Raw genomic sequence first — 16,099 nt, 5'->3', positions numbered from 1 at the left:
CTGTTAACCGTCGTCACCCTCGCGGGCTTGTTACCCGCCCTTCCCGCTGCTGCCGCCCCTCCCCCACAGGAGCCCGGCATCACCCTGCGCACCTACGATCTGCAGACCACGCGGGACTCGATCTGCGCACTGAAGCCCGGCCAGACCCCCAACGTCGACAAGAAGCTGTCCACGATCAACTGGACCACCGCCGCCGACTTCGGCCTCGAGGACCGCTTCCAGTCCGAGGTGCTCGGCAACGTCACCATCACCACGGCGGGCTCCTACACCTTCCGGCTGACCAGCGACGACGGCTCCCGGCTGCTGATCGACAACGCGACCGTCATCAACCACGACGGGGCGCACGGCGCGACCGCCAAAGAGGGCGCCGTCACCCTGACCACCGGCTACCACGCGCTGCACATCGACTACTTCGAGCGCGACGGCGGCCAGCAGCTCACGCTCGAGTGGCGGCCACCGGGCGCGACCGCGTTCACGGTGGTGCCGGCGAGCGCGCTGAGCACGGACGCCGGCGTCGTGCGGGTGACCGCGCCGGGCCGCAAGGAGTGTGAGACCGCCGGTGACAGTGGCGGCGACGGCCTGCCGCTGACCGGCGTGCACCCCGGCTACACGCTCACCAACCTGCGCCCGTCGGGCTTCCAGCCGCAGGTCAGCGCGATGGACTGGTTCCCCGACGGCCGGCTGGCCATCGCCACCTGGGGTGGCAGCGAAACGGTGGCCGGTGAGGTCTACGTCCTCAGTGGCGTCACCGGGACCACCTCGCCGAGCCAGGTCACGTACAAGAAGATCGCGACCGGGCTGCGGGAGCCGATGGGTCTCAAGATCGTCGACGGCAAGATCTACGTGTCGCAGAAGCACGAGCTGACCGAGCTCAACGACACCAACGGCGACGGCACCATCGACCAGTACCGCCGGGTCGCCACCTGGCCGTTCGACGGCAACTTCCACGAGTTCGCGTTCGGCCTGCTCTACCAGGACGGCTTCTTCTACCTGAACCTGTCGGTGTCGATCAACCTGGGTGGCGCGACCACCGAACCGCAGGGCTCGCCCAACCGCGGCACCACCCTCAAGATCAACCGGTCCACCGGAGCCGTGCAGTACGTCGCCGGCGGGCTGCGCACCCCGAACGGGCTGACCTTCGGACCCGACGGCGACATCTTCGTGCTGGACAACCAGGGTGGCTGGCTGCCCGCCTCGAAACTGGTGCAGGTCAAGCAGGACCGGTTCTTCGGGCACTACACCAACCCGGACGGACCGTTCGACCAGCAGCCGGTCACGCCGCCGGTGCTGTGGCTGCCGCAGAACGAGATCGCGAACTCGCCGAGCACTCCGCTGATGCTCAACTCCGGCCCCTACTCGGGTCAGATGTTGTTCGGCGACGTGACGTACGGCGGCATCCAGCGGGCCTACCTGGAGAAGGTCAACGGTCAGTATCAGGGCGCGGTCTTCCGCCTGACCCAGGGCCTGGAGATGGGCGTGCTGCGGCTCAACCAGGGTCCGGACGGCGCTCTCTACGTCGGCGGGCTCGGCGCGGGCGGCAACTGGGGCCAGGAGGGCAAGCTCACGTACGGCCTGCAGAAGCTGGCCCCCAACGGCGCGAACGTCTTCGACATCAAGGCGATGCGGGCGGTCGCCGACGGCTTCGAGCTGGAGTACACCCAGCCCGTGTCCGACGCCACCGCTGCCCAGCTGGCCGGCCGCTACCGCGCCCAGCAGTGGCGTTACCAGCCGACACCGCAGTACGGCGGCCCGAAGATCGACGAGGAGACGCTCGCGGTCACCTCGGCGACGCTGTCGGCCGACCGGCTCAAGGTGACGCTCAAGCTGTCCGGTCTCAAGCCGGGCCGGGTCGTGCACGTGCGCTCGCCGCGCCCGTTCACGTCGGCCTCGGGTAGTTCGCTGTGGAGCACGGAGGCCTGGTACACGCTGAACAGCCTGGCCAACGGCACCACGGTCAAGTCCGACCGGGTCGAGGCCGAATGGTCCGGGCTCAGCCCCGGCACGTCGGTCGGCACCGACCACCCCGGCTACACCGGCTCCGGCTTCTCGGCCGGGCACAGCGCGGTGGGCGCGGCGACGACATTCACGGTCACCGTGCCGACGGCCGGCGCGTACCCGACCACGCTGCGCTTCAGCAACGGTCCCAACCCCTCGGCCGGCGCCAAGACGATCAGCCTCTATGTCAACGGCGCCAAGGTGAAACAGGTCAGCCTGGCCGACACCGGCAACTGGGACACGTGGGCCACGCTGGCCGACACGGTGACCCTGCGGGCCGGTGGCAACACGGTCTCCTACCGCGTCGACACCGGCGACATCGGGCACGTCAACCTGGACAGTCTGACCGTCGGCACCACCGGCTCGGCCGCCGCGTCCCGCACCGGCACCATCACCGGGATCGCCGGCAAGTGCCTGGACGTCGACAACGCCAACACGGCCAACGGCAGCAAGATCCAGATCCACACCTGCAACAACTCGTCGGCGCAGAGCTGGACCCGCGACGGTGACATGCTGCGGGCGCTCGGCAAGTGCCTCGACATCGACAACGCCGGCACGGCCAACGGCACCAAGGTGCAGCTGTACACCTGCAACAACAGTGCCGCGCAGGCGTGGCAGCCGCAGGCCAACGGCTCGCTGCTCAACCCGGCGTCGGGCAAGGTGCTCGACGTGGCCGGCGGGGCCACCGCCGACGGCACCGCGGTGCAGCTCTACGAGTGGGCCAACGTGGCCCAGCAACGCTGGACGCACAACGGCACCAGCCGGGTGACGCTGTTCGACGGCGGCAATCTCAACGCCTTCCAGAACGCCGACGGCAGCGCGGCGACCTGGCCGATCTCCGGGGGCTCGGCCGAGGTGCTCGGCGGAGACCTGCGGACCAAGCAGACGTACGGCGACTTCAAGCTGCACGCCGAGTTCTGGCTCCCGAACCTGCCGGCCGACGTGACCGGTCAGCAACGGGCCAACAGCGGCATCTACCTGCAGGACCGCTACGAGTTGCAGGTGCTCGACACGTACGGGAAGGCGACCCTGGCCAACGACGACTCCGCGGCCATCTATCAGAAGCGGGCGGCCACGACCAACGCCGGAACGGCGCCCGAGACCTGGCAGACCTACGACGTCACGTTCCGCGCGGCCCGCTGGAACGGCAGCACGAAGACCGAGAACGCCCGGGTCACCGTGGTCTGGAACGGCGTCACCGTGCACAACAACATCACCATCGACGGCCCGACCGGCAACGGCGCGGCGGAGAGCGCGGCCGCTCTGCCGATCCGCCTGCAGGACCACGGCGACCCCGGCGCCAACGTCCGCTACCGCAACATCTGGATCGAACCGGCCTAGCGAGCCGGGGCCGGGTCGTCTCCTCCCGCCGGCAAGGGAGGGGACGGCCCGGCCTTTGCCGTCGGCCGGGTCCGGGCAAGACCATCTGTATAGGGTTCCCACCATGGACGTTGTCGTGGTGGGAGCCGGGATCGCCGGGTTGTCGTGCGCACGGGCGCTGACCGACGGTGGGGCCCGGGTCCGGGTGGTCGAGCGGGGCCGGGTGGCCGGCGGCCGGCTGGCCAGCAAGCGTTACGACGGCCGGTACGCCGACATCGGCGCCGCCTATTTCGTCGCCGACGACCCGGATTTCGCCGCCCTGGCCACGTCGTGGCAGTCGCGCGGCCTGGCCCGGCCGTGGACCGACACCCTGCGGGTCTTTCCCGGCGACGAGCCGACGACCGGACCGGTACGGTGGGCGGCGCCCGGCGGGCTGCGGTCCTTGGCCGTCGACCTGGCCGAGGGCCTCGACGTGCACCTGTCGACCCCGCTGGACGCGGTGCCGGACGACGCGGACGCCGTCGTGCTGGCCATGCCCGGCCCCCAGGCCCTGCGGCTGTCCCCGCCGCCGGGGATCGCCGAGGCCGCACGAGCCCAGACGTGGCAGGCCGTGATCGCCGCCGTTCTGACCTACCCGTCCCGGCAGTGGGGCGAGCTGAAGGGCGCCTTCGTCAACGGCCACCCCGACCTGGCCACCGTCTTCGACGACGGCGACCGCCGCGGCGACGGCGCCCCTGTCCTGGTCGCGCATTCGACGCCGGCGCTGGCCGCCCAGCACCTGGAGCACCCCGAGGCCGCCGGACCGATCCTGGCCGCGGCCGTGGCCGAGGTGCTGAGCTTGACCGACCGCCCCGAGGTGCAGGTGCACCGCTGGACCTACGCCCAGCCCGAGCCGGCCGACGTCCCGTACGTCGCCGGCGGCCGCGTCTGGCTCTGCGGTGACGCCTTCGGCAAGCCCCGCGTGCAGACCGCCTGGCTCTCCGGCCGCGCCGTCGCCCAGGCCCTGCTCGGCTGAGCGGGCCGGGCTGTCAGAGGGCGGCGACGGCCTCGGCGAGCCGGGCCCGGGCCCACTGCTCCTGCCGGCCGTCGGTGTGGCCGCGATAGACCGCCTCGACGACCATCGTCAGGGTCAGGTGCAGGTTGTAGAGGCGGCGGCGAGCCTTCTCGTCGTCGGTGAAGCCCGCCTTGCCGTAGCCGCGGACGAAGGCCGTCGGATCGCCGAACGCCGGCAGCTGGGTGGCCACGAAGCCGGCCTCCATGAGCGGGTCGCCGTAGAAGGCCCGCTCGTGGTCGATCACGCAGACGATCCGGCCGTCGCGGACCAGGACGTTGCTGGGCCACAGGTCCCACTCGACCAGGCGGGGCGAGGTCACCTCGTCGAGGCAGCCGGCGTGGGCGGCGACCAGCGAGCGGATCGCGGCGTAGTCGAGCTCGACCGACCGCCGCTCGCCGTCGCCCAGGACGTCGTCGACCAGGCCCAGAAAGCACTGCCGCCAGGTGGGCACGCCGGGGCCGGCCAGCGGGCCGAAGGCAGCGCCGGTCAGCGCGTTGACCTCGCGGGTCACGGCGCCCACGGCCACGTCCAGCTTGTCCTGCTCGCAGGCCGACAGCGACGAGCGGATGATGCCGTAGTTGTCGGCGTCCACGAAGGGCATCATGAACCAGTCGGCGTCGACCAGCTCGCCGCTGCTGTCGGCGAAGTCGACCCGGGGCACCGGCACGCCGGTGCCGGTCGAGATCAGCGACAGCGCGGCCAGTTCGGTGGCCATCGCCCGGCGCTCGTAGGTCAGCACCTCGACCCCGGCCGGCGGCGCGACCTTGAGGACCGCCTGGTAGCCGTCGCGCAGGCGAAGCCGGTAGGCCACGTTGAACCAGCCGTGGCCCAGCTCGTGCACCCACTCCCGCGTACCGGAAGGAACTTGATCGGGGCCGTAGGCGCGCGCCACCATCGCCCGCAGGGTGTCGAGCGACTGCCGGTTCTTGGTGATGCTCTCCATGGTGGCTCAGGATCCTACGTAGTCGGCCAGGTGCTCGCCGGTCAGGGTGGAGCGGTCGGCCACCAGGTCGGCCGGCGTGCCCTCGAAGACGACGCGGCCGCCGTCGTGACCGGCGCCGGGGCCCAGATCGATGATCCAGTCGGCGTGGGCCATGACCGCCTGGTGGTGCTCGATGACGATCACCGACTTGCCCGACTCCACCAGCCGGTCGAGAAGGCCGAGCAGATTTTCCACATCGGCCAGGTGAAGCCCGGTGGTCGGCTCGTCGAGGATGTAGACGCCGCCCTTCTCGCCCATCCGGGTGGCCAGCTTGAGCCGCTGCCGCTCGCCGCCGGAGAGCGTGGTGAGCGGCTGGCCCAGCTTGAGGTAGCCGAGCCCGACGTCGGCCAGCCGAACCAGGATGGCGTGCGCGGCCGGAAGCTTGGCGTCACCCGTGCCGAAGAACTCGACCGCCTCGCTCACCGGCATCTCGAGGACCTGGCTGATGTCCTTGCCGCCGAACTGGTATTCCAGCACGGACGCGTCGAACCGCTTGCCCTCGCAGACCTCGCAGGTGGTGGCCATGCTCGCCATCACGCCGAGGTCGGTGTAGATGACGCCCGCGCCGTTGCAGTTGGGGCACGCGCCCTCGGAGTTGGCGCTGAACAGCGCCGGCTTGACCCCGTTGACCTTGGCGAAGGCTTTGCGGATCGGCTCGAGCAGGCCCGTGTACGTGGCCGGGGTGCTCCGCCGCGAGCCGCGGATCGCCCCCTGGTCGACGGCCACCACGCCCTCGCGGGGCGCCACCGAGCCATGGATCAGTGAGCTCTTGCCCGAGCCGGCCACGCCGGTGATGACCGTCAGCACGCCGAGCGGGATGTCCACATCGACGTCGCGCAGGTTGTGGCTGTCGGCCCCGCGCACCTCGAGCGTGCCGGAGGGCCGGCGCACCTTGTCCTTCAGCGTGGCGCGGTATTCGAGGTGGCGGCCGGTGAGCGTGTCGCTGGCCCGCAGGCCCTCGAGGCTGCCCTCGTAGACGATCTGGCCGCCCCCGCTGCCGGCGCCCGGGCCCAGGTCGACGATGTGGTCGGCGATCGCGATGGCCTCGGGCTTGTGCTCCACGACCAGCACCGTGTTGCCCTTGTCGCGCAACTGGACGAGCAGGTTGTTCATGCGCTGGATGTCGTGCGGGTGCAGCCCGATGGTGGGCTCGTCGAAGACGTACGTGACGTCGGTGAGCGCCGAGCCGAGGTGCCGGATCATCTTGGTCCGCTGGGCCTCGCCGCCGGACAGCGTGCCGGACGGCCGGTCGAGGGAGAGGTAGCCCAGCCCGATCTCCACGAACGAGTCGAGCGTCTCGCCCAGCGCGGTGAGCAGCGGCGCCACCGACGGCTCCTTGAGCTCGCGCACCCAGCCGGCCAGGTCGCTGATCTGCATCGCGCAGCAGTCGGCGATGCTGATGCCCTTGATCTTGGACGAGCGGGCGGCCTCGCTGAGCCGGCTGCCGTCGCACTCGGGGCAGGTCTTGAAGATCGCGACCCGCTCGACGAACGCCCGGACGTGCGGCTGCACGGCGTCGAGATCCTTGGACAGGAACGACTTCTGGATCGAGGGGATCAGGCCCGCGTACGTGAGGTTGATGCCCTCGATCTTGACCTTGGTCGCCTCGCGGTAGAGAAGGTCGTCCAGCTCCTTCTTGGTGAACTTCTTGATCGGCTTGTCCGGGTCGAAATAGCCGACACCGCGGAAGATGCGGCCGTACCAGCCCTCCATGCTGTAGCCGGGGATGGTGATGGCGCCCTCGTTGAGCGACTTGTCCTCGTCGTACAGCTGGGAAAGGTCGATGTCGTTGACCGCGCCGCGCCCCTCGCAGCGCGGGCACATGCCGCCCAGCAGGCTGAAGGTGCGCTTCTCCTTGACCTCGCGGCCGCCCTTCTGCAGGGTGACCGCGCCGGCCCCGCTGACCGAGGCGATGTTGAACGAGAAGGCCTGCGGCGAGCCGATGTACGGCTTTCCGAGCCGGCTGAACAGGATGCGCAGCATGGCGTTGGCGTCGGTGGCCGTGCCCACCGTGGACCGGACGTCGCCGCCCATCCGCTCCTGGTCGACCAGGATCGCGGTGGTCAGTCCGTCCAGGACGTCGACGTCGGGCCGGGCCATCGACGGCATGAAGTTCTGCAGGAAGGCGCTGTAGGTCTCGTTGATCAGCCGCTGCGACTCGGCGGCGATGGTGCCGAAGACCAGCGAGCTCTTGCCCGAGCCGGAGACGCCGGTGAAGACCGTGAGGCGCCGTTTCGGGATCTCGACGCTGACGTCCTTCAGATTGTTCACGCGCGCGCCGTGCACGCGGATCATGTCGTGGCTGTCGGCGTCGTGCATCCCCGGCTCCCTCGTTCGTCGGCTCACCCGGGGAACTCTAAGCGCGGCGGCGATCGCGTCGCTTCTTCATTCCTGATCAGGCGATGAGCAAGTCTCCCAGGTCGGACGCCCCGCCGGGGCCCGCCGCACTCAGCTCCGGGCGGACAGCACCTCCGGCGGCGACCAGGCCTGGACGGCGGTCAGCCGGCGGGCGGCCACGGACGGCGGGGTCAGGCGCAGCAGGACGTCCCGCAGCGGGCTGCGGCTCTGCAGGAGCCGGCCCATCACCCGGGCCTGGCGGGCGAGCGCCTGCGTGCGCGAGCGGCGGTCGTCGTACGCCCGGAGGGCCTCGGCGATCGGCCGGGTCCCGAGCAGGTCGGTCAGGGTGGCCGCGTCCTCGAGGGCCAGGTTGGCGCCCTGGCCCAGATCGGGGGTCATCGCGTGGGCGGCGTCGCCGAGGAGCACCGTCGTGCCCCGGACGAAGGTGGGCAGGGGCCGGGCCAGGTCGTGGATGTCGGTGCGGACGATCGCCGCGGGATCGGTGGCCTCCAGCACCTCGGCGATCGGCGCGTGCCACCGGTCGAAACGGCGGCGGACCTCGGCGTACTCGTCGGGGAAACCCGTGCCCGGCGGGACCGACACGACGCCGAACCAGTAGACGCGGCCGTCGGGCAGCGGAGCGAGGCCGAAGCGCTCCCCCCGGCCGAGCGACTCACCGGCCGCGCCGAGCAGGTCGACCGGACGGCTGGTGACGCCCCGCCAGCTCGTCCAGCCGCTGTAGCGGACCGGAGTCCCGCGTGTCGGCGACCGCAGACCGTCGGCCGCCACCACCACGTCATAGCCGTCCGGAATGCCTTCGACCCGCTTCCCGTACGTGACGGTGCCGGGCTCGAGCGCGTCGGCCAGCACCCGGTGCAGGTCGGCCCGGTGCACGACGCGCAGCTCGCACAGGGCCTCGGGCGGTGTCACGGTCAGCCGGCGGCCGTCGCTGCGGCGCAGCCCGGCGGTGAGGCGCTGCTCCGGCCCGGCGATCGCCCGCACGGCGTCGCCGGCGCCCACGAGGTCGAGGGCGCGGAAGCCGTTGGCGAACAGGGACAGGCCCGCGCCGACCGGCGCTGGCGCGGCGGCCCGTTCGAAGACGGCGACCTCCCAGCCGTGGCGCTGGAGACCGATGGCGGTGGTGAGGCCGCCGACGCCGGCCCCGATGATGGCTACTCTACGCATGTAGAGGACTCTACGCGTGTAGAGTGGAGTTGTGCAGGTGTCATCGACCACAGACCGGCGCGCGGCCATCGCCGACGCGGCCATCGCCCTCGTTGCGGCCGAGGGGTTGCGGTCCCTGACCCACCGCGCGATCGACCGGGCCCTCGGCCTCCCGCCCGGATCGACCTCGTACTACGCGCGCACCCGGCGGCAGCTGATCGAGCTGATGGTTCACCGGCTGGCCGGCCGCACGGTGGCCGACCTCGGCCCGGACGCGCCGGCCGCCCTCCTGGACCGGCTGGCCGAGCGGGCGGCCGACCACCGGGTGCGGTACGCGCTGATGGTCGACCTGGCCGGCGATCCGTCGCTGCACCCCCTGCTCACGACCGCCTCGCCCGCGCGGGCCACGTTCCTGGCCGCCGCCGAGGCCACACTGACCGCGGCCGGGGTGACCGACCCGGCCCGGCACGCCCCGGGCCTGGTCGCGCTGGTCGACGGCCTGCTGTTCGACCGGGTGGCCGGCTCGGCCATCCCGGACGCCGAAGAGGTCGTCCAGGCGTACCTGCGGGGTCTCAGGGGTATCGGCTGAGCATGGCCACCAGGAAGCAGACCTCGAACCAGCTCGACGCCGAGGACCGCGACGCCCTGCCGGACAGCGCGTTCGCGTTCCCCCGCGTCCGCAAGGAGCCCCTCAACGACGCGCGGCACGTGCGCAATGCGCTCGCCCGCTTCGACCAGGTGCGTGACGTCACCGACCAGGAGCGCGACGAGGCGTTCGAACGGATCCGGCGCGCGGCCGGCCGGTTCGGCGTCGAGATGACCGAGGACAGCTGGCGCGAGCTCGGCAAGCCGGCCCCGGCCCGCCGTTCCTCCGACAAACCTCGACCCGAGGCCCCCAAGAAGGACCTGTACGCCGAGGCGCAGCGCCGCAAGGTGCCCGGCCGCTCGACGATGACGAAGGCCGAGCTCATCGAGGCGCTGCGCGACCGGTGACGGGTCAGGACCCGACGGCTGTTCCTTCCAGCTCGACCATCAGGCCGGGGACGGCCAGCCGGGTCACCCCGAGCATCGTCGTGGGCGGCGCGGCCCCGGCGGCGCCCAGCCGGGAAGCCAGCACGCCGTAGTGCTCGAGGAGCTGGTCGACGTCGGTGGTGTAGACGGTGAGCCGGACGAGATCGGCCAGCGACATGTCGGCGGCGCCCAGGACGGCCTCCAGGTTGTCGAGGCTCAACGCCACCTGCCCGGCCAGGTCACCGGGATGCTGCGGGCGGCCGTCGCCGCTCATCGCGGTCTGCCCGGCGCAGTACAGCGTCCGGGTCTGACCGGAAACGATCTCTCCCTGGTGGAATCCCATCCCGGCCGACCACGTCCACGGGTTGACTGCCGTTCGCTCCAGCGCCATGCCTGCTCCCTCGGTTCGGAACCGTGGGCACTCGCCCGCGGCCCGGTGAGCTTCGCAGCGCAATCACGACATCCTGTGTCATGTATTTCTGACACAATCCGCCCATGCGAGCCGACCGGTTGGTCTCGCTGGTGCTGCTGCTGCGCCGGCACGGCCGGCTGTCCGCGACCGCGCTGGCCCGCGACCTCGAGGTGTCCACCCGCACCGTGCTGCGAGACATCGACGCCCTGTCCGCGGCCGGCGTCCCGGTCTACGCCGAACGCGGCCGGCACGGTGGGTTCGCGCTGCTGCCCGGCTTCCGCACCGAGCTGACCGGGCTCACCGACGACGAGGCGATCGCCCTGCTGGTCGCCGGTTCGCGGCCCGGCGCCCAGGCGTTCGGCCTCGGCTCGGCCCTCGCGTCGGCGATGCTCAAGGTGGTCGACGCGCTCCCCGGCACCTACCAGGACGTCGCGGCCGAGGTGGCCGGGCGTCTGCTCATCGAACCCGAGACCGACCTGCTCTCCCGCCGGCTGGTCACCGAGGAGCTGCCCGGCCCGATGATGAACGAGGTCCGGCGGGCCGTCCTCGCCGGGCGCCGGCTGCGGATCCACTACGCGGCGGCCGACCAGCCCCCGCAGTGGCGCAGCGTCGACCCGATCGGCCTGGTCACCGTGCGCGGCCAGGGCTACCTGCTGGCCACGAGGTCGGGCGCGGACCGCACCTACCGGCTGTCACGGATCCTGGCCGCCGAGGAACTCGACGAGCCGGCCCGGCGACCGGAGCACGTCGATCTGGACCGGGTCTGGCAGGAGCGCGGCCTCCGGTTCCGGACCGGTGGCGACCAGGTCACCGTGCTCGCGCGGGTCGAACCGGCGCGCCGCGAGGAGCTGGTCGGCACCGCGCTGGCCGTCCTGACCGAGCAGACCGAGGAGGACGGCCGGCTGCGGCTGGAGGTGACCTTCCAGGATCGAAGGCACGCCGAGTGGGCGCTGTGGCGGCTCGGCCCGTACGCGGAGGCCCTGACCCCGCCCTGGCTGCGGACGTCCCTGAGAGACCGCGCCGCCGAGATCGTCACCCGCTACGAGCAGTAGGCCGATCCTGGGAGCGACGCGGCCACCTACAGGGGCGCCGGCCCGCCTATGGTGATCGCATGTTCCGCCGAGACGTCCCGCCCCGACGCGAGATCTGGGCCCGATGGCTGGCCGCGCGCCGCCTCGGGTGTCCCCGCCGGCCGGCGCCCCCGAGCGACGACGTGCCGGCGCCCTCGGGCGACCACGTGGTCCGGGTGCCGCGCGCGCATCGCCGATGGCGGTGCCAGGCCCGGCCCGGCGGGGTCGACCAGACCTACGCCCGGCGTCCGCGCACCCGCTGACGACCCCCGTTCACAGCCGGCCCGGGATGCGGACGGCGAGCATGGCGATGTCGTCGGCCCGGTCGCCGGGCATCTCACCGGCCAGCCGGGCGAGCAGGTCCCGCGGCATGCCGAAGTTCCGGATGCTCAGGCGGCGGTAGAGGCGGGCGAACCCCTCGTCGATGTTGTGGGCCCTGTTCTCCACCAGCCCGTCGGTGTGCAGCAGCACCGTCGAGCCGGCCGCCAGCGGAGCCGTGTACGTGTGCCGGGGACAGCCGCGCCGCGCCCCCAGCAGCATGTCGTTGCCGGTCAGCGGGCGCACCTGGCCGTCCGGCTGGATGACCACCGGCGGCGGGTGGCCCGCGTTCGACCAGCGCAGCCGGTGACCGCCGTTGGGCGCCCGGTCGATGAAGGCCACGACGGCGGTGGCCATGGTCGGCTCGCCCAGCGCGTGGTTGGCCGCGTCGAGCCGGCGCAGCAGCGCGGACGGGGGCTCGCGGCGGTCGACCAGGTAGGCCCGCAGCATGTTGCGCAACTGCCCCATCTTCGCCGCGGCCGCCGTGTCGTGCCCGACGACATCGCCGATGACCAGGGCCAGCCGGTCGTTCGGGCCGGGGATCACGTCGTACCAGTCGCCGCCGACCCGCTGCGAGGTCGCCGCCCGGTAGTAGGCGGCCAGGTCGTAGTCGTCGAGGTCGGGCAGCGGCGACAGCATCGCCCGCTGGAGGGTCTCGCTGACCGCGGCGCGGGCGTCGTGCTTGACCGCCCGGTCGAGCGCCTGCCCGATGTAGAGGGCCAGCGTGGCGATGACCGCCCGGTCGAAGACGTAGAACGTCTGCGGCTCGTCCCAGGCGATCAGCACGGCGCCGGCCAGGTCGGGCAGCGGGGCGCAGACCGCCGCCTGCCAGCCGAGCTCGTCGATGCTCTCGGCCAGTCCCGGGTGGACGACCGTCAGGTCCATGGTGCTCTCGTAGTACTGAGAGTGACGGTCCCGGATGGCCGCCCCGGTCAGCGCGTCGGACACCACCGTGGCCGCGCCGCCCCGCGGGCTCGGGGTGATGCCGGCCAGCACCACAGCGACGTGCGTCGCCGACAAGGCCTCACACAACAGCGCCGGAACGGTCACGAGGACGTCGGCGGTGGTGGAGGTGGAAGCCAGCGCCTCACTGGCGTGCAACAGCAGCCGGCTGCGGCGCAGGGCCGCGTCGCTCTGCACGGTGCGTTCCATCAGGACGGGATTTCGCTCGGTCACCATCGGTCTGCTCCCCCCAGGTTCGTGGTTAAGAGCCTGCCGACCGAAGCGCGCCCGTGCATCCGCCATTTTACTGTCGTGTCCCCTGGAAACCGCCTCAGTCGCCTGTTTCACGCAGTCAGTGACGCCGGTTGACTCCCGATTTCAGCGGGAACATGGCTAGATGCACCCGGCGGCTGCCGACCGGACGATCACGCCACTTGCCCCTCGGCACCGATCCATGCGGATGGCCGGCGCGCATACCGCCGCGGACGTTCGTCAGGGACGGCTCAGACCACGCCCTTGTCGCCGACCTCCGTTGACGGTTCTGGTGTGACACGGACAGGGTTCAGCACCAGCAACAGACAGGCCAATCCGGCCAGGACGATCGTGGTGTAGAGCAGATAGTCGGTCGATCGCGCGACTACGGCCGCCGAAGTCAGCAACGGTCCCGCCGCCAGGCCGAGGGTCTGCGAGAGACTTGCCAAAGCGTTGTATCGCCCGCGCAGGTCGTCGGGTGCTATCCCGTTCACAAGGGTGGGTATGGCCCCGGCGAGCAGGAGCTCCCCGAAGCCGATGAGCACCGAGGCCACCGTCAAAGCCGCTCGAGTGTTCAACCCCATACCGAACACGGTCGGAATGCAGACCGCCCAACCGAGCGCCCACAGCGCCGCCGTACAGAGCAGGGCGGTGCGTGCCGAGATGCGATTGGCGAGCCGCAGGGCGATCGGTGCCCCGACGACCACGGCGGCGGCGTTGGCCACACCCGCCCATCCCAGCGCCGCCGGGTCATCTGCCGCCAGTGCCAGCACCGAGGGAGCGGCGTTGTAGACCCCGAGACCGACCGTGGAGAGCAGCACCGAGGCGCCGAGAACGCGCAGCAGCGTGCGGTCGCGCAGAGCACGCCGGTAACCGCCCCGCCGCACGTGGTCGTCCTGGGACTTCAACGGCATCTGGCGGCCGGCGAACATGGACAGGACGATTGCCACCACGCAGGTGAACGCGCCAACGACCCAGAGCAGGGGAAGGACGAACCTCCCCGTCTCGGTGTCGGGCGGCATCCGGGCGAGGGCAACCGCACCCAGAGCGGCGCCGATCGCCATGCCGAGGTTCATGATCACGTACTGAAAGGTGAAAACGCGCGATCGGATGCTTTCCGGAGCCAGAATCGCCAGGCGCGTGCCCATGGCGGGGATCACCAACGACCAGCCCAGACCCCCGATCATGACGCCGGCTACCGCCGAGACCAGACCGGGGCCGTACGCGAGGACCAGCAGGCCGGCGCCGACGATGGCCAGGCCGGTGACCATCACCAGCCGGCCGCCACGTCGATCGATCAGCGGCCCCGCGACGGCGTTGCCCACGATGGTGATGACCGGACCGAGCGCCCAGATGCCGGTCGACACGGCGAGCGAGAATCCTCGCACCTCGTGGAGCAGCACGACGGCGTACGGCTGGGTCAGCCCGACGCCCATCGCGAGGACCAGGTCCCCGGAGAGCAGCAACCACACACCGACGGGAAATCGAATCCCACCCTTGCGGTGCCCCTCGGGGTCCTTGTCGCGTGGCTGCTCGGCGACGTCCGCTTCCGTGGTCAGGACGCACCCCCATGCCGTGAGAACCCCGGCTTGACACGGAATCTATTCAGGAGCGCCGATCTTATGACCGTCGCCGTCTCGAGTCCACCCCGGCTTCGCCGTGACACCGGGGTGAAGAAGAATTGTCCGGTGAGGGGGCACCGAACGAGTCGGCGAGCACCTAAGCTCCGCAGTGGACAGACCAGGCCGACCCCTGGGAGGGTTCATGGCGGAAAGCCTCCACGACCTCGACGCGCAGATCGCTGATCCCCGACAGATTCAAGGCAACATCCTGCAACCCTTCGACGGCCGTCACCAGGCCTTCGTGTTCCTTTCCTTCGGCAGCAGCCGCACCAGGGCGCGCGAGTGGCTCGCCGCGGCGGCCGCCCGGGTCGACTGCACAGCCGATGTGCTCGCGGCTCGCGACGGCACCCACATCCCGCCCGGCCGAACGCTGATGGGCGTCAGCCTCACCGCCACCGGACTGGTCACCCTCCACCCCGAGGCGGCCGACGACCTCGTGGCCTTCGAGGCGTTCTGGAAGGGACCGCTCGGCAACCGGCTCGACGAGAGCGGCCGCATCACCAGCACGCCCGCATTACTCGGCGACGTGGGCGACAGCGACCCGACGACGTGGGTGGTCGGCGGCGTCCGGCGCGCACCGGTCGACGCCCTGGTGTCCCTCGCCGCCGACGATGAGCAGACACTCCACGCCAGGGTCGCTCGGGAAAGACAGCAAGCCACCGACGCGGGCCTGGTGGTCATGCCCATCGCCGGATCGGACGGGGACGGCCCTCTCGAGCAGTACGGCACCGTGTTGCGCAATGCTGACGGAAAGCCGATCGAGCACTTCGGCTTTGTCGAGGGCATCTCCAATCCTGGAGTCCGTGGCGTCGACGGCGCCGCGGCCGGCTCCCCGTCCGTGGCGGCCGGAGAGTTCGTGCTCGGCCTCACCGGCGAACGCCGGCCGCTCACTCTCGGGTCTCGGCCCACGCCGGCGGCCTGGATGCGGGGTGGCTCCTTCCACGTCTTCCGCCGGCTTCGGCAGGACGTGGCCGGCTGGTGGGACAAGATGGAGAAGCTGAGCGACGACAACACCTCACCCGAGGACGTCGCCGCCCGGGCCGTCGGCCGGCGCCTGGACGGCACACCCCTTGCGCACGACGCCAATCCGAACGACCCGAACGACTTCAACTTTCAGGGTGATGAGAACGGCGACCGGACGCCGCTCTACGCCCACATTCGGAAAATGAACCCCCGGCGCGACGAAATGTTCCGGGACCGTAGTCACAAGCTGCTTCGGCGGGGCATTCCGTTCGGGCCGCCGATGGACCGCACGGCCCCCGACGGCAGCGAGCGGGGAATGCTCTTCAACGCGTACATGGCCAGCATCGAAGATCAGTTCGAGTTCCTCCAACGCTGCTGGGCGAACGATCACAAGTTCCCGTCACGTCTGATCGCGAAGTTCGACCTGGAGCCCGGCGCGGCGGCCGACCGCGTCGACGGCATGGACCCGGTGATCGGCTACAGCGCCGACGCGGCGCACCGTCGTCACGGCGACGCAGTCAAGGATGTGCACCCACTGGCATTCGGCGGCTTCGTCACCACCACCGGTTCTGTGTACGCATTCGCGCCTTCCCGTGCGGCACTGCATCTGCTGTCAGAAAATGTGTCGCTTAATGCTCTGACATAGATCTCAGGAGA

General features: G+C 71.1%; 13 protein-coding genes. 7 read left to right on the top strand and 6 right to left on the bottom strand.

Features of this window, described 5'->3' with window-relative positions; translation table 11 throughout:
- Positions 1 to 27 precede the first annotated feature (27 nt).
- Positions 28 to 3,336 (top strand): family 16 glycoside hydrolase, encoded by a 3,309-nt coding sequence (locus tag HJC40_RS03510; RefSeq protein ID WP_249998144.1) that lies wholly within the window; start codon positions 28 to 30, stop codon positions 3,334 to 3,336.
- Positions 3,337 to 3,439: 103 nt separating this feature from the next.
- A complete protein-coding gene (locus tag HJC40_RS03505; protein ID WP_249998143.1) occupies positions 3,440 to 4,330 on the top strand; it encodes an NAD(P)/FAD-dependent oxidoreductase in 891 nt (296 codons plus the stop codon).
- Positions 4,331 to 4,343: 13 nt separating this feature from the next.
- Here the strand turns inward: HJC40_RS03505 and HJC40_RS03500 are convergent, their stop codons facing one another.
- The 3 genes from HJC40_RS03500 to HJC40_RS03490 all read right to left on the bottom strand — a co-directional run bounded on the left by HJC40_RS03500 (position 4,344) and on the right by HJC40_RS03490 (position 8,873).
- Entirely contained in the window at positions 4,344 to 5,312 is a 969-nt protein-coding gene (locus tag HJC40_RS03500; RefSeq protein ID WP_249998142.1) for a phosphotransferase family protein, read from the bottom strand.
- A 6-nt stretch (positions 5,313 to 5,318) separates the two neighbouring features.
- A complete protein-coding gene (locus tag HJC40_RS03495; protein ID WP_249998141.1) occupies positions 5,319 to 7,670 on the bottom strand; it encodes an excinuclease ABC subunit UvrA in 2,352 nt (783 codons plus the stop codon).
- Between the two features lie 129 nt (positions 7,671 to 7,799).
- A complete protein-coding gene (locus HJC40_RS03490) occupies positions 7,800 to 8,873 on the bottom strand; it encodes an FAD-dependent monooxygenase (protein ID WP_284042529.1) in 1,074 nt (357 codons plus the stop codon).
- Positions 8,874 to 8,910: 37 nt separating this feature from the next.
- Here HJC40_RS03490 and HJC40_RS03485 point away from each other — a divergent pair, with 37 nt between their 5' ends.
- A complete protein-coding gene (locus HJC40_RS03485) occupies positions 8,911 to 9,441 on the top strand; it encodes a TetR/AcrR family transcriptional regulator (RefSeq protein ID WP_249998140.1) in 531 nt (176 codons plus the stop codon).
- Positions 9,442 to 9,443: 2 nt separating this feature from the next.
- Entirely contained in the window at positions 9,444 to 9,845 is a 402-nt protein-coding gene (locus HJC40_RS03480; protein WP_249998139.1) for a DUF6582 domain-containing protein, read from the top strand.
- Positions 9,846 to 9,849: 4 nt separating this feature from the next.
- Here the strand turns inward: HJC40_RS03480 and HJC40_RS03475 are convergent, their stop codons facing one another.
- Positions 9,850 to 10,254, bottom strand: coding sequence for a RidA family protein (locus HJC40_RS03475; RefSeq protein ID WP_249998138.1), 405 nt, complete (start codon positions 10,252 to 10,254; stop codon positions 9,850 to 9,852).
- A 104-nt stretch (positions 10,255 to 10,358) separates the two neighbouring features.
- On the opposite strand from HJC40_RS03475, the gene HJC40_RS03470 reads away from it, so the two are divergent.
- Complete coding sequence (locus tag HJC40_RS03470; RefSeq protein ID WP_249998137.1) at positions 10,359 to 11,327, top strand: YafY family protein; 969 nt, start codon at positions 10,359 to 10,361, stop codon at positions 11,325 to 11,327.
- A 59-nt stretch (positions 11,328 to 11,386) separates the two neighbouring features.
- Positions 11,387 to 11,608 (top strand): hypothetical protein, encoded by a 222-nt coding sequence (locus HJC40_RS03465; protein ID WP_249998136.1) that lies wholly within the window; start codon positions 11,387 to 11,389, stop codon positions 11,606 to 11,608.
- Positions 11,609 to 11,618: 10 nt separating this feature from the next.
- Here the strand turns inward: HJC40_RS03465 and HJC40_RS03460 are convergent, their stop codons facing one another.
- Complete coding sequence (locus HJC40_RS03460; protein WP_249998135.1) at positions 11,619 to 12,842, bottom strand: PP2C family protein-serine/threonine phosphatase; 1,224 nt, start codon at positions 12,840 to 12,842, stop codon at positions 11,619 to 11,621.
- Positions 12,843 to 13,108: 266 nt separating this feature from the next.
- Complete coding sequence (locus HJC40_RS03455) at positions 13,109 to 14,347, bottom strand: MFS transporter (protein WP_374271057.1); 1,239 nt, start codon at positions 14,345 to 14,347, stop codon at positions 13,109 to 13,111.
- A 274-nt stretch (positions 14,348 to 14,621) separates the two neighbouring features.
- Here HJC40_RS03455 and HJC40_RS03450 point away from each other — a divergent pair, with 274 nt between their 5' ends.
- Positions 14,622 to 16,088 carry a Dyp-type peroxidase gene (locus HJC40_RS03450; RefSeq protein WP_249998133.1) on the top strand — a complete coding sequence of 489 codons (1,467 nt, stop codon included), beginning with the start codon at positions 14,622 to 14,624 and terminating at the stop codon, positions 16,086 to 16,088.
- Positions 16,089 to 16,099 lie beyond the last annotated feature (11 nt).

This window comes from Actinoplanes sp. M2I2 (genome assembly GCF_023544445.1).
In the GTDB taxonomy this organism is placed as follows: Bacteria; Actinomycetota; Actinomycetes; order Mycobacteriales; family Micromonosporaceae; genus Actinoplanes.
This window is presented reverse-complemented; position numbering and strand designations above follow the sequence as displayed.